Annotated in this window: 10 protein-coding genes and 1 tRNA gene; 5 read left to right on the top strand and 6 right to left on the bottom strand. The window is 52.9% G+C overall.

All coding sequences use genetic code 11. The features are described 5' to 3' along the window. Positions 1 to 108 precede the first annotated feature (108 nt). Together M8Q36_RS21275 and M8Q36_RS21270 are read left to right on the top strand one after the other, a co-directional pair. Positions 109 to 516 (top strand): hypothetical protein, encoded by a 408-nt coding sequence (locus M8Q36_RS21275; protein WP_249882279.1) that lies wholly within the window; start codon positions 109 to 111, stop codon positions 514 to 516. 253 nt (positions 517 to 769) lie between these two features. After that, positions 770 to 2,095 (top strand): glycoside hydrolase family 28 protein, encoded by a 1,326-nt coding sequence (locus tag M8Q36_RS21270; protein ID WP_249882278.1) that lies wholly within the window; start codon positions 770 to 772, stop codon positions 2,093 to 2,095. 367 nt (positions 2,096 to 2,462) lie between these two features. On the opposite strand, the gene M8Q36_RS21265 is transcribed toward M8Q36_RS21270, so the two are convergent. Next, the gene (locus tag M8Q36_RS21265) at positions 2,463 to 2,825 is read right to left on the bottom strand and encodes a helix-turn-helix domain-containing protein (RefSeq protein ID WP_045507249.1); all 363 of its coding nucleotides are present in this window, start codon (positions 2,823 to 2,825) and stop codon (positions 2,463 to 2,465) included. A 334-nt stretch (positions 2,826 to 3,159) separates the two neighbouring features. Here M8Q36_RS21265 and oqxA point away from each other — a divergent pair, with 334 nt between their 5' ends. Then, on the top strand, positions 3,160 to 4,335 hold the full coding sequence (gene oqxA, locus M8Q36_RS21260; protein ID WP_020457331.1) for a multidrug efflux RND transporter periplasmic adaptor subunit OqxA: 1,176 nt from the start codon (positions 3,160 to 3,162) through the stop codon (positions 4,333 to 4,335). 23 nt (positions 4,336 to 4,358) lie between these two features. After that, a complete protein-coding gene (gene oqxB, locus M8Q36_RS21255) occupies positions 4,359 to 7,511 on the top strand; it encodes a multidrug efflux RND transporter permease subunit OqxB (protein ID WP_249882277.1) in 3,153 nt (1,050 codons plus the stop codon). A 65-nt stretch (positions 7,512 to 7,576) separates the two neighbouring features. Here oqxB and oqxR read toward each other — a convergent pair whose 3' ends face one another. Together oqxR and M8Q36_RS21245 are read right to left on the bottom strand one after the other, a co-directional pair. Next, positions 7,577 to 8,056, bottom strand: coding sequence for an efflux pump transcriptional repressor OqxR (gene oqxR, locus M8Q36_RS21250; RefSeq protein WP_020457333.1), 480 nt, complete (start codon positions 8,054 to 8,056; stop codon positions 7,577 to 7,579). Positions 8,057 to 8,750: 694 nt separating this feature from the next. Beyond that, positions 8,751 to 9,473 carry an SDR family oxidoreductase gene (locus M8Q36_RS21245; RefSeq protein ID WP_249882276.1) on the bottom strand — a complete coding sequence of 241 codons (723 nt, stop codon included), beginning with the start codon at positions 9,471 to 9,473 and terminating at the stop codon, positions 8,751 to 8,753. A 98-nt stretch (positions 9,474 to 9,571) separates the two neighbouring features. Here M8Q36_RS21245 and M8Q36_RS21240 point away from each other — a divergent pair, with 98 nt between their 5' ends. Beyond that, complete coding sequence (locus M8Q36_RS21240; protein ID WP_249882275.1) at positions 9,572 to 10,471, top strand: LysR family transcriptional regulator; 900 nt, start codon at positions 9,572 to 9,574, stop codon at positions 10,469 to 10,471. A 311-nt stretch (positions 10,472 to 10,782) separates the two neighbouring features. Here the strand turns inward: M8Q36_RS21240 and M8Q36_RS21235 are convergent. The 3 genes from M8Q36_RS21235 to M8Q36_RS21220 all read right to left on the bottom strand — a co-directional run bounded on the left by M8Q36_RS21235 (position 10,783) and on the right by M8Q36_RS21220 (position 12,921). Next, a tRNA-Ser gene (locus tag M8Q36_RS21235) sits at positions 10,783 to 10,870 on the bottom strand. 273 nt (positions 10,871 to 11,143) lie between these two features. Next, a complete protein-coding gene (locus M8Q36_RS21230; RefSeq protein WP_249882274.1) occupies positions 11,144 to 11,917 on the bottom strand; it encodes a BPL-N domain-containing protein in 774 nt (257 codons plus the stop codon). A gap of 470 nt (positions 11,918 to 12,387) precedes the next feature. Next, positions 12,388 to 12,921, bottom strand: a complete 534-nt coding sequence (locus M8Q36_RS21220; protein ID WP_249882273.1) for a glyoxalase superfamily protein — start codon at positions 12,919 to 12,921, stop codon at positions 12,388 to 12,390. Positions 12,922 to 13,333: the final 412 nt, after the last annotated feature.

The following is a 13,333-nucleotide window of genomic DNA, read 5'->3' as shown; positions in this document are numbered from 1 at the left end:
ATTAGCGCGTCACCGTTTGTGTTCCCGACTGTGATTTTTAGTTTATGGCAATGCCGTTTACTTTTTCATGTCTCTGGATAACAACATTAATTATATCAAGTGACACTAATGGCATTAATGGCTTTTTACGGAGTGAACATGGCATATGACGGGTGTGATTTTATTAACTCAATCGTTAAAAATTTTAAAGAATCCATTGGGCTGATTAATGTGTTGTTACTGGAACCTGATGAACCCAACGCGTTGCGCTTATTGTACTTAAAACTGGATGGTATCAGAGCCGGTATTGAACAGGATGTCCGCATGTTATCCAAAGCCCGTCTTGACAGCAACGCCACGCTTTGCCTTTACCATGCACACCATGCGCTAAACGCCCTGAATTATTGCATTGAGATTGCGAGAAATACGCCGTTAAGCCAACAGTTTTATTCCGATTTCGAAGCACTGAAGCGTGTGGTGAACATCCTTGAGGCAACATCCGGGCGTATTTTTACAAAGCTGGATGGTAATGAGTAAGCATAAAGCGATATCTGTTTTCCATGAAATTAAAAGGAAAGCAATATGAAAAGCCAATGCGGTTTGCAAAATACCTCACGCTTTGAGGACTATGAATTAATGCTGGCTGGTAATCGCAAAAATAAAAAGGAGAAACATCCTAACACTTTTTGGCTGCCGAACTTAAACGTCACTTCAACTAAAAACGAATTCGCCCGGTGTTTTCATCACAGCACTTCTACAATACTTCAACAATTCTAATGTCGGGATAATTATGTTTTTTCTACGCCGTAATGTGAAAGGAATAATTGCCAGCCTGATTTTTTTCCCGGTATCCGGCTTCAGCGCGGCGCTATCGGCCCTGGAGAGTGCTGATGTGCCAGAACCTGTGCTGTCCGCGCCTGTCTGCGCAAAGCTGACGTCTTCATTGGCAGACGATACCCGACGACTTCAGTCGGCGATTGATAACTGCCCCCGGGGTGAGGTTTTACAGCTTCAGTCGGGGCGTTTTTCCAGCGGACCGCTGAGCATGAAATCTGGCGTCACACTCTGGATCTCGCAAGGGGCAATGCTGGTTGCGAATAGTGACCCACGTGTTTACGACAAAAATGGTCATTGTGGAACTGTAAATCATCAAGGGAATGGCTGCCGGCCCTTTATTCTTTTTAGCCACACTGACGGTGGAGGCATTGTCGGCGAGGGCATTATTGATGGGCAGGGCGGTAAGCCGATACAAGGACAGAAAGAATCATGGTGGAAACTGGCTCGCCGCGCGCAGACGGAAGGCGGGGCGCAGAATGTTCCTCGCCTGATTGAAGCAGATGATGCCTCTCACCTTATTTTTCACGGCATCACATTGCGAAATTCGCCGGGATTCCATGTCACCCTGAAAAACGTCCGCGATGCGACGTTCTGGGGCGTGCGTATTGATACCCCGGCGAATGCCCGTAATACAGACGGCATTGATCCCATTTCGTCGCAGAATATCCTCATCGCCCACAGCTTCATCAGAACCGGTGACGATAATGTGGCGATTAAAGCGGGCGCGGGTGGCGTCACGCGCCATGTGATTTTGGTGGATAACCATTTTTACTGGGGACACGGGATGTCGATTGGTAGCGAGACGCTTGGCGGTGTCAGTGACATTCGGGTGCGTGATTTGACGCTTGATGGCACAACTTCCGGGCTTCGTATCAAAAGTGATATCAGCCGGGGCGGCGTTGTCAGCGATGTGCGCTATGAAAATGTGTGTATGCGCGGGAATCGCCGGCCGCTCGACTTTGATACCCGATATGATGCCCACGCGATCGGTAACAGCATTCCTGTCTATCGTAATATCACCCTGAGCCATATTTCCGGCGAAAGCGGCCAGTTGGTATTACGCGGTTATGACGCGGCTCATCCTTTGCAATTTGCCCTGAATGGCGTCTCTTTCAGCAATACTGCCCGCTGGCTAACCGAATCGGCGCAGATCCGCATTGGCCCCGATGGCGTCTCACCGGTGCCGCCGGGAAAAGCATCGTTACCACGTTCGGCTGTCCCGGCGGATTGTACAAAAAACTGGATCTCCTTCCCGGTGACGGATGCGCCAGAAGACTAAAAAGGTATGCGATGGAATTCTGCCGGTGCTGATGACGCTGATTGTTTATTACGCAACATCGTTTGACGCAGTCAGCGATGGCGGGGACAGCCCTCCTGCAGGAGAAGAGAGCAGGGGATACATTTTTACGGAAAAAATAAGGATTTCAGCTTCGGTATGAGAGAGAAGGAGGATAATGCGTTTGTAAATAACTCACGTCACGCTTCTTATGCCAGAGAGATAATAATTATGCCGTGTCGGGTATTTTCACTACGGCTATTTTACTGCAACGTCAAACCGCATGTGCCTGGCTGCCTGTAATATCGCTGGCCTGCTGTTATCAGGCCGACGATTTCATCCTGAACGCCTTTGCGACAACCACAACGCGCTATGTGGATTGCTGGCGTGATTGCTGTGCCTGCGGGCAGCCGACACTGCGACGCCAGGCACCGGGTGCCTGCCCATACTGACGCTTGAAGCTGCGGTTAAAGGATTGCTGGGAGTCAAAGCCTAGCGCGATCGCCACGTTCACAATCGGCTCGTCGCTGTGGGTTAAGCGCTCGATCGATTTTTGCAGTTTTTGCGCGCGGATATACTCGGCGAGACGGTAACCCGTATGCTCTTTGAAGAGGCGCTGGAGGTGCCATTTCGAATAGCCGGCTCGCCTGGAGACAGTTTCAATATCCAGACGGCTTTCCAGGTTGTTGTCGATCCAGTCGAGTAAATCGTGAATAAATGCGCCAGTGTTCATCTTGTTGCCCTCACGCTGCTTATTAAAAAGCATCTTTGTCTGTTGCATTTAAAGGTGGCCCGTTTTTAGATTAATTGCAAGTTTTATTGTTGCATTTAAATCCTTGCCGGAAACGCGACTTTTACCCCTGTTTCAAACAGCACATAAAGTGTATCAATTATTCTTGCACTAAATTTAGCGCCTCCCTACAATCCCCGCGATAGTGTATTGGCAACTGTTACAGTTTTGTGGCGATGAACGGCACAAATGGCCTGAAGCCAGCCCGGACAAAGGAAGTGGCGTAGCGTCTCCCGCTGCGTCTTGCCCGGCGGCTACAATTAGCGGAATAAAAATAATGAGCCTGCAGAAACCTTGGGTTAAGTATCATCTGAATGCACTGGGAGCGATGTTTCTCTCCGTACTGCTCGTCGGATGTGATAACGGTGTCGCGCAAAATGCCGTGCCACAAGCTCCCGCCGTCAGCGCCGCTGACGTGGTAGTGAAATCTATTAGCCAGTGGGATAGTTTCAACGGTCGGATTGAAGCGGTGGAGAGTGTTCAGCTCCGCCCCCGCGTCTCCGGCTACATTGATAAAGTGAATTACACCGACGGCCAGGAAGTGAAAAAGGGTCAGGTGCTGTTCACCATTGATGACAGAACCTATCGCGCCGCGCTGGAACAGGCGCAGGCGACGCTGGCGAGAGCCAAAACGCAGGCCAGCCTGGCGCAAAGTGAGGCGAACCGTACCGATAAATTAATCAACACCCATCTGGTTTCCCGTGAGGAGTGGGAGCAGCGCCGTTCGGCCGCCATTCAGGCGCAGGCCGACATTCGCGCCGCGCAGGCGGCAGTGGATGCCGCGCAACTGAACCTGGATTTCACCAAAGTGACCGCGCCTATCGATGGTCGCGCCAGCCGGGCATTGATCACCAGCGGAAATCTGGTCACGGCGGGTGACAGCGCCAGCGTCCTCACCACGCTGGTCTCACAGAAGAGCGTTTACGTCTACTTTGACGTGGATGAGTCGACGTACCTCCACTATCAAAACCTCGCCCGCAGCGGGCAGGGGGCGTCCAGTAATCACCTGGCGCTACCGGTGGAAATTGGCCTTGTCGGTGAGGATGGCTACCCGCATCAGGGCAAAGTGGATTTTCTGGATAATCAGTTAACGCCGAGTACCGGCACGATCCGTATGCGCGCGCTGTTGGATAACGCGCAGCGTCAGTTCACACCGGGGCTTTTTGCCCGCGTACGTCTGCCGGGCAGCGCTGAATTCAAAGCCACGCTTATCGACGACAAAGCGGTGCTGACCGATCAGGATCGCAAATATGTTTATATCGTTGATAAAGACGGGAAAGCGCAGCGTCGCGATATCACGCCGGGGCGTCTGGCCGCCGGTTTACGCATCGTGCAGAAGGGGCTGAACCCTGGCGATAAAGTCATCGTCGATGGTTTACAAAAAGTGTTTATGCCGGGGATGCCGGTTAACGCGAAAACCGTTGCCATGAACGCCAGCGCCGCCCTCAACTGATCCCTTACCTGAGAATCCGACACATGGACTTTTCCCGCTTTTTTATCGACAGGCCGATTTTCGCCGCGGTGCTGTCGATCCTGATTTTTGTCACAGGATTGATCGCCATCCCGCTGTTGCCGGTGAGCGAATACCCTGACGTTGTTCCGCCAAGCGTGCAGGTGCGCGCGGAGTATCCGGGGGCCAACCCGAAAGTGATTGCCGAGACGGTGGCGACGCCGCTGGAAGAAGCAATCAACGGCGTTGAAAACATGATGTACATGAAATCTGTCGCAGGCTCCGACGGCGTACTGGTGACCACCGTCACTTTCCGTCCGGGTACGGATCCCGATCAGGCGCAGGTTCAGGTGCAAAACCGCGTATCACAGGCGGAGGCGCGTCTGCCGGAAGATGTGCGGCGTTTGGGCATCACCACCCAGAAACAATCGCCGACGCTGACACTGGTGGTGCATCTGTTTTCGCCCAACGGTAAATACGATTCACTGTATATGCGTAACTACGCCACGCTAAAAGTGAAGGATGAACTGGCGCGTCTGCCCGGCGTCGGCCAGATTCAGATTTTCGGCTCGGGCGAATACGCGATGCGCATCTGGCTGGATCCCAATAAAGTGGCGGCTCGCGGGTTAACTGCCTCTGACGTGGTGACGGCGATGCAGGAGCAAAACGTCCAGGTTTCCGCCGGGCAACTTGGCGCGGAGCCGCTGCCGAAAGAGAGCGATTTCCTGATCTCCATTAACGCCCAGGGGCGTCTGCACACGGAAGACGAGTTTGGCAATATTGTTCTGAAAACGGCGCAAGACGGTTCGGTCGTACGCCTGCGCGACGTGGCGCGTATTGAAATGGGTTCCGGCAGCTATGCGCTGCGTTCCCAGCTTAATAATAAAGACGCGGTCGGGATTGGTATCTTCCAGTCTCCGGGAGCGAATGCCATCGATTTGTCTAACGCGGTACGCGCCAAAATGAACGAACTGGCCACGCGTTTCCCGGAAGATATGAAATGGGCGGCGCCTTACGATCCGACAGTTTTTGTTCGCGATTCCATTCGCGCGGTCGTGCAAACGTTGCTGGAAGCGGTGGTGCTGGTTGTGCTGGTGGTGATCCTGTTCCTGCAAACCTGGCGCGCGTCGATTATTCCGCTGATCGCGGTGCCGGTCTCGGTCGTGGGCACGTTCAGCATTCTCTACCTGCTCGGCTTTTCGCTTAACGCCCTGAGCTTGTTCGGGCTGGTACTGGCTATCGGTATCGTGGTGGATGACGCCATCGTGGTGGTGGAAAACGTCGAGCGAAATATCGAAGAGGGGCTTGCGCCCCTGCAGGCGGCGCATCAGGCGATGCGAGAAGTGTCCGGGCCGATTATCGCGATTGCGCTGGTACTGTGCGCGGTGTTCGTGCCGATGGCGTTTCTCTCCGGCGTAACCGGTCAGTTCTATAAACAGTTTGCGGTGACGATCGCGATTTCGACGGTGATCTCCGCCATCAACTCGCTGACACTCTCTCCGGCTCTGGCTGCCTTGCTGTTGAAGCCGCATGGCGCACCGAAAGACTTCCCGACGAGGCTCATTGACCGTCTGTTCGGTTGGCTTTTCCGTCCGTTTAACCGCTTTTTCCATCGTAGCTCGAACGGTTATCAGGGGCTGGTGGGTAAAACGCTTGGTCGACGTGGCGCGGTGTTTGTCGTTTATGTGCTGCTGCTCTGTGCTGCTGGCGTCATGTTTAAAGCCGTACCCGGCGGATTTATTCCGACGCAGGATAAGCTCTATTTGATTGGCGGCGTGAAGATGCCGGAAGGCTCTTCGCTGGCTCGTACCGATGCGGTGATCCGCAAAATGAGCGAAATCGGTATGAATACCGAAGGCGTGGATTATGCGGTCGCTTTTCCGGGGCTAAACGCGTTGCAGTTCACCAATACGCCGAATACCGGGACGGTCTTTTTTGGCCTGAAACCGTTCGATCAGCGTAAACATACTGCGGCGGAAATTAACGCTGAGATCAACGCAAAAATCGCGCAGATCCAGCAGGGCTTTGGTTTCTCCATTTTGCCGCCGCCGATTTTAGGGCTGGGTCAGGGCTCTGGCTATTCGCTCTACATCCAGGATCGCGCCGGTCTTGGCTATGGCGCGCTGCAAAGTGCGGTGAACACCATGTCTGGTGCGATTATGCAGACGCCGGGGATGCATTTCCCGATCTCAACCTACCAGGCTAACGTTCCGCAGCTGGATGTGCAGGTTGATCGTGATAAAGCGAAAGCGCAGGGCGTGTCGTTAACCGATCTGTTCGGTACGCTGCAAACCTATCTGGGCTCGTCCTATGTTAACGATTTCAACCAGTTTGGCCGTACCTGGCGCGTGATGGCGCAGGCCGACGGGCCGTTCCGCGACAGCGTGGAAAATATTGCGAATTTGCGCACCCGTAATAATCAGGGCGAAATGGTGCCGATCGGCAGTATGGTGAATATCAGTACCACCTACGGGCCGGATCCGGTGATTCGCTACAATGGTTATCCGGCGGCGGATCTCATTGGTGATGCCGATCCTCGCGTTCTCTCTTCCTCGCAGGCGATGACGCAACTGGACGGGATGTCTAAGCAGATCCTGCCGAACGGGATGAATATTGAATGGACGGATCTGAGCTACCAGCAGGCCACTCAGGGCAATACGGCGCTGATCGTCTTCCCGGTCGCGGTTCTGCTGGCTTTCCTTGTGCTGGCCGCACTGTATGAAAGCTGGACGCTGCCGCTGGCGGTGATCCTAATCGTCCCGATGACCATGCTATCCGCGCTGTTTGGCGTCTGGCTGACCGGTGGCGATAACAACGTCTTCGTGCAGGTTGGTCTGGTGGTACTGATGGGGCTGGCGTGTAAAAACGCGATTCTTATCGTGGAGTTTGCCCGCGAGCTGGAAATTCAGGGGAAAGGGATCATGGAAGCGGCGCTGGAGGCTTGCCGCCTGCGTTTACGCCCGATTGTTATGACCTCCATCGCCTTTATTGCCGGCACGATCCCGCTGATCCTCGGTCACGGCGCGGGTGCAGAAGTGCGCGGCGTCACCGGGATCACGGTGTTCTCCGGTATGCTGGGCGTGACGCTGTTTGGTCTGTTCTTAACACCGGTATTTTACGTTACGCTGCGTAAATTTGTGACGCGCGGCAAACCGGTAAATGACGTTTTGCCTGCGTAAAGAGTTGCAGATACAAAAAAACCGCCTTCATTGTGAAGGCGGTTTTTTTCGCAATAAGTAAATGATTAAGAGGTTTTTTTATACTGGGCAATAAGTTCCGGCACGGGATCCCAGCCGCTGGTATCGGCTTTTTTCACCTCTTCCAGCGCGCTTGCCACGGTATGGCGCGCTAATACCTGTAACGACGCCTGCTCCGCCTCTTCGGCGATAGACTTGAAGTACCAGCAGGCGTTAGCACTGACCACGCAACGTGCCGGTACGTCAGGACGCGACGCCCACAGTTTTTTATCTTCGATGACGGAAAGGTAGATATCGCGCAGGGTGATCTCTTCCGCCGGGCGGCCAAGGTGAATAGACCCGTTGCGGCCAAGCGTTGAGACGATAATGCCGTCACGCGTGAGCGGCACCATTAATTTGCGGATAAAGCTCGGATTCGCTTCCAGGCCGTAGGCCAGAATCGCACTCGTCGAACGTTCACCCACTTGCTCCGCCATCGCTACGCTGAGAACCATCTGCAAAGCTGTCGGGAAGCGGTAATCTAACATTTTATAATCCTGGGTTGCGGTGAATCTTGTTCTTTTTGGCACCGCAGAGGTGAATAAGCAATGAGCAACAATATAACAAATGCGGTAATTTTTTTGAAGCAATCAACGCGTAACGAGCCCTGTAAAAAAGAGTTTCCGGCACGCCGGATGGATGCAACGTATGTATCCGCGCACGGATTATTGAACTCAGATTCACCGTTCAAATCCGTGGCGCACTGGCGGCTATTTAATTATGGTCTGGCTCATCATGGCGCCTCACAACCATACGACGGATCAATGCTGACCCATTATCCAGACACTTAACAGGCGTTACTGTGCTCATCCTCCCGGTAGACGATTATACCTTAATGTTTAAAATGTTTTTTCTGCCACAAAGGGGGCCGTTCTGGGGGAAGCGATGTTCAGTTATGTGCGGGAAGTGGGCAGTCTGATCGTCAAAAGAAAGCCATTGCGATACCAGTAGCCAGGTGGGTAGGGGATTGCCAGTACAGGTATTCAGGTCACCTGTAGAGCATATTTTCCAGAAGATGTTGCGGGATGTTCTGCTGACTCCGGGCAATAAACCGGCTTTATTATCAGGGTCAGCCACCCAGTAGGGGAGATAAGCGATTCCCCTACCTTCACGGCATGACCCTGACCCCGACTCTGCGCAGAAATGAGAACGGACATTAACACCCGTCATAAGACAGGAATATCAATTGGCTGATGCGGTTGGTCTGATGGTTATTTCTGTTGTATCCACGCTCTCAGGGGCTTCAATGACCTGCCGCACGGCACGGGCTATATCCGCTGGTTTAAGTGCCACAGAACGGTACACATCCATCGCCGCCCGGGTTTCCGGATGCGTAATGGTTGAGGCAAGTTCACTTTCCACCACGCCGGGATTGACACAGGTCACGCGAATATTTGGGCTTTCCTGGCGTAAACCATCCGAAATCGCGCGTACTGCGAATTTTGAGGCGCAATAGACGGCTGCGGTTGGCACGACGGAAAGGGCACCAATAGAGCCAATATTGATTATCTGACCGGAGCCCTGCGCTTGCATCACGGGAAGCACAGCGCCAATGCCCCAGAGCACGCCTTTGATATTCACGTCGATAATTTGCTCCCATTCATCCTGTTTGCCGGCGGCAAGCGGAGAGAGCGGCATGATGCCCGCATTGTTGATCAGAACATCGACGCGGCCCCATTTATCCAGCGCCGCCTGCACGAAGCTGGCCATCGACTGGCGGCGGGTGACATCAAGCTCACGCGCTTCGGCAATACCGCCCGCGCTGCGTATTTCTGCGGCAATGGCTTCGATACGCTCCAGTCTGCGAGCCCCTAATAACACCTTCGCGCCTGCGTTGCCCAGCTCTCTGGCCATACCTTCGCCAATCCCGCTGGATGCGCCGGTAATTAATATCACTTTTTCCATAGCATGCTCCTTCAGTTGAGTTCGAAACGATCATAGAACGTAACGATTGGTTCCAGTATCCTGCTTTTACTGGACTCACTGGTTAGCAGCGTTAAACAATGAAAATTGATCTCAACCTTGTACCGGTTTTTATCGCGGTGGCAGAAGAGCGTAATTTCAGCGCGGCGGCTGCTCGCCTGGGCGTCACCCGATCGGCGATCAGCCAGGGAATAAGGCGGCTTGAAGATGCGTTCGGCACAATGCTGGTCATGCGTACGACGCGCTCAGTAACGCTGACGGAGGCGGGAGAACGGCTGCGTCAGTCCCTGTCATTGCCGTTATCCAGTATTGAAACGGCGTTCGAAGAGGTCGCGTCGGAGAATATGCCGCGCGGATGCCTTCGCATTGCCGTGACCTCGATAGCCGAAGCGTTTCTTTCCGGTCCGCTGATCGCCTCGTTTGCGGCGGCCAACCCTGCCGTGACGGTTGATATTGTCGTGACGGATGAAGAGTTTGATATCGTGGCTGCGGGTTATGATGCGGGCGTAAGGCTTGGAGAGGTGATTGAAAAGGATATGATCGCCGTCCCGCTTACCGAAAAGCAACGTGAAATGGCGGTTGCCTCGCCCGCGTATCTCGCGACGAACAACGCACCGACACATCCGCGTGAATTGATCCATCACCGGTGTATCGGCTGGCGTCCTGCCAAAGATGTCGCCCCTTACCGCTGGGCATTTGAGGAGGCGGGAGAACCTTTCAGCCTGGCGATTGAACCGCAGATCACCACTAATGATCTGCGCCTGATGCTGCGGCTGGCGCTTGCCGGTGGCGGCATTACGTTCGCCACGGAGGATACGTTCAGACCGTTTGTTGAAAGCGGGCAGCTTGTCTCATTGCTGGATGATTATCTGCCTTATTTTCCTGGCTTCTATCTCTACTTTCCGCAACGCCGCAATATGGCACCTAAACTACGCGCCCTGGTAGACCATGTCAGGCAATGGCGACAGCACGAGATTTAACGCCGATATTTGTTTCGCTCTGTGCGCTGATATTGACCTTTTGTCATGAGCGATGTCTGTTTATGACACTCAGAATGTGGCGAGGGGAGATTGATTTGCGCTCATTATTACTCGGCCCTTCGGGGCCAACGCAAGCGTGGTACAAAAACGCTGCCGGCGTTTTTGTACGGGCAGCCCACTCACTGCGTTCCTGGTCTGTCCAACTGGCTGCGCCAGTTGTCGAACCCCGGTCGGGGCTTCTCATCCCCTCTGCGGGAGTGCGATATGCGAAAAAAAAGCCCGCATTTGCATGCGAGCTCTTCTTTGAATGATGGCGGTGAGGGGGGGATTCGAACCCCCGATACGTTGCCGTATACACACTTTCCAGGCGTGCTCCTTCAGCCACTCGGACACCTCACCACATTGTATCGCTGCCAGCCAGTACTGGGGGCAACGGGGCGCTACTATAGGGAGTTGTACTGAAACGGTCAAGCAAGATTTTAAGCTTTCATGACTGTTCGCTTAAGGTGTGAGCAATGCGAAGATTTGCTGCGAAATCCGCATGCTTACCGGTCAATAAAGCAAAGCGAACAGGTACTGCGGTTGTCTTGCATTACGCGTGAGTAAGCTTTGTGAATTCGCACCCAATTCTCAAAATTGTAAGACGCAATTTCCCGGCGCTGGCGTTTAGTCTTACATCGGGTCCAGATATTTCAGCAAGCGTGTCATTTTGCTTGCTGCAGGGATATACCCGGGTTTGCTTGCATCAATCCAGCTTTCGTCAGCTTCTGGATGAGGCCCGGTAAGCACAACCTTACCTTTCCCATAGGTGTAGGCCGCCATTGCAACGTCACCATTCAGGTAATAAGCGATGGGGGTATAGCCGGGGCTTTTAGTACTGTTACTCAGATAGGGGCCATCCTGATAGTAAAACGATTCCTCTTTGCCTCCCCATTTAACGGAAAGCGTGTAATCGCCTTCGTCATTAGCCTCTGCACCCGGCCGGCCAGCTTCTGAATCAAGGGGAGCATTAATAAGCCCTATCCAGTCTTTGTCCGCAAGATAAGCGCCCATACATAACCCAAGATAACCCTTACCAGAACGCACAAATTCCCGGATAGCGTCAGCGCCTTCATTACCTATCGCATTGTAAGCCGCAGGAATATCCTGTCCGCCTCCGGGCTGAATATACAAATCAAACTTCTTCAGGTTCTGGCGGTTTAATTTGAGCTTTTCGTTCTCGCCGATGTAGCTGATGGCGAGTTTCAGGCCGATATTAACGAGCGATTTTACAACCATTTCTGAGCAGCCCTCGCAACCCGCTTCCCCCCGATAAACTGCGATATTCACAGGTTTGTTGCCTGCAGAGTGAGCCAGAGGTGTATATCCTGTCGTAAAGAGAACCAGCGCAACGGTAAGCATAAAAATGTTCAGGTAGCGTCTGTAGGGGCGAACTTCAGATTTCATTAAATATTCCTGAATTTTTAGATGACAATGGGGAAGGGCAAAACGGCAAATGAGCGCGTGCTCTCTGATTGACATGCAACCTGGCGTTAAGAGCACGTTGCTATGTCTGAAACATTCTTCATCCTGTCGTGTCATTTTCACCACTACCCAGACGTCAGCCTTTCGCTCACCGCTTTCCTGCGTCAGGGCTGGAGTAAAAACGGACACCGTTTAGCTACCATGAGATACATCCACTTTATCCGTTAAATTCTCAACGTTTCTATAACCGCGCGCAGAACGGGCGGCACATAGCGGTGCGGATAAGAGAGAAATGAATCTTCCAGACGCGGGTATTTGTCCGAAACCCGGTGTTCGCGTATTGCACATGGCGAAAAAGGTTGTGCTGTCGACGGGCAGGCTTGTGCCACCCACAAATGGCGTAATAAGGGGGAAAGCGCTGGTGGCGATCTCCCCTATTTAAGAAGGGTAAACTAGCTTTGTTGACAGAAGCGCAGCCGGTTGCCAAACGGGTCGTGGACTTCCATGACGTCTCCCCAGCCTTGCTTCACGATTTCCGGGCGACCGTAGCCATATTGTTTGCCGTGGAGTTCATCTCTGAGCAACGCAATATTACTCAAAGGGATAAATATCGTTGCGCCCGGGCTGGCGTCACCGTGATGTTCAGAAAGATGTAACTGCAACCCTTCTCTGGCAATGCCCATATACAGCGGTAAGCCAGGCTCGAACCGGTGTTCAAACTCAACGCTGAATGACAGAAATTCTAGATAGAACTCCTGAGCTTTGCGGACATCAAAAATTCGCAGGATGGGGATGGGTTTACTGAATTGGATTTGAGACTTTGGGATCTGCGGGGGCAACGTTGCTGCCGCTGTGTTCCAGTCTCTGAAGCCTAACTGGTGTGCAACCGTTTCGAGCGCGGTGGAATAAGACATTGTATGTTCACGCAACTCAAGAGAGGCTTTTAATTTTGCCGCCATTTGTTTGGCTTGCTCGATAGAAAACATATTTCCTCCTGCTGTCAGGAAATGGTGGTGCTCGCATTACCACGTCCCGACCATCAAGAGTTTTAAAATTAATGAGGTTGAGAACAAACATGCTTTCACCTTTTCCTTTCAGGAAGCGAGCGGCGGGCAGCACGAGCCCTGAATGAGAATACCCAGGCTCGCGAGACGCCACAAGTTTTCAGGTTCGAAAGAGGAGAGTGGCTACCAATTCAGGTAGTCACGATTAAGGGATGCGTGATGCAACAGGCACAGCGTCTGCTTTTTGCGCTGAGCAGGTATGCCTGCCCAGGGCCGACGCGTTCGTGCGAAAAGCGTATGGACCTTGCAAGTATATTGATAGTTTGATTAGCCGGAGGAAGCTCAAAATAAACATGCTTCTTATTTGAACGGGGTTTACAGGCAACTATGTGAT

Source organism: Kosakonia sp. R1.Fl (genome assembly GCF_023516815.1).
Lineage (GTDB): Bacteria > Pseudomonadota > Gammaproteobacteria > Enterobacterales > Enterobacteriaceae > Kosakonia.
The sequence above is the reverse complement of the archived record's forward strand: the minus strand, read 5'-3'. Positions and strand labels throughout refer to the sequence as shown.

Coding starts and splice junctions, on each gene's coding strand:
- M8Q36_RS21275 (WP_249882279.1), top strand. CDS start 109: ATGGCATTAATGGCTTTTTACGGAGTGAACATGGCATATGACGGGTGT.
- M8Q36_RS21270 (WP_249882278.1), top strand. CDS start 770: ATGTTTTTTCTACGCCGTAATGTGAAAGGAATAATTGCCAGCCTGATT.
- M8Q36_RS21265 (WP_045507249.1), bottom strand. CDS start 2,825: ATGAACACTGGCGCATTTATTCACGATTTACTCGACTGGATCGACAAC.
- oqxA (WP_020457331.1), top strand. CDS start 3,160: ATGAGCCTGCAGAAACCTTGGGTTAAGTATCATCTGAATGCACTGGGA.
- oqxB (WP_249882277.1), top strand. CDS start 4,359: ATGGACTTTTCCCGCTTTTTTATCGACAGGCCGATTTTCGCCGCGGTG.
- oqxR (WP_020457333.1), bottom strand. CDS start 8,056: ATGTTAGATTACCGCTTCCCGACAGCTTTGCAGATGGTTCTCAGCGTA.
- M8Q36_RS21245 (WP_249882276.1), bottom strand. CDS start 9,473: ATGGAAAAAGTGATATTAATTACCGGCGCATCCAGCGGGATTGGCGAA.
- M8Q36_RS21240 (WP_249882275.1), top strand. CDS start 9,572: ATGAAAATTGATCTCAACCTTGTACCGGTTTTTATCGCGGTGGCAGAA.
- M8Q36_RS21230 (WP_249882274.1), bottom strand. CDS start 11,917: ATGAAATCTGAAGTTCGCCCCTACAGACGCTACCTGAACATTTTTATG.
- M8Q36_RS21220 (WP_249882273.1), bottom strand. CDS start 12,921: ATGTTTTCTATCGAGCAAGCCAAACAAATGGCGGCAAAATTAAAAGCC.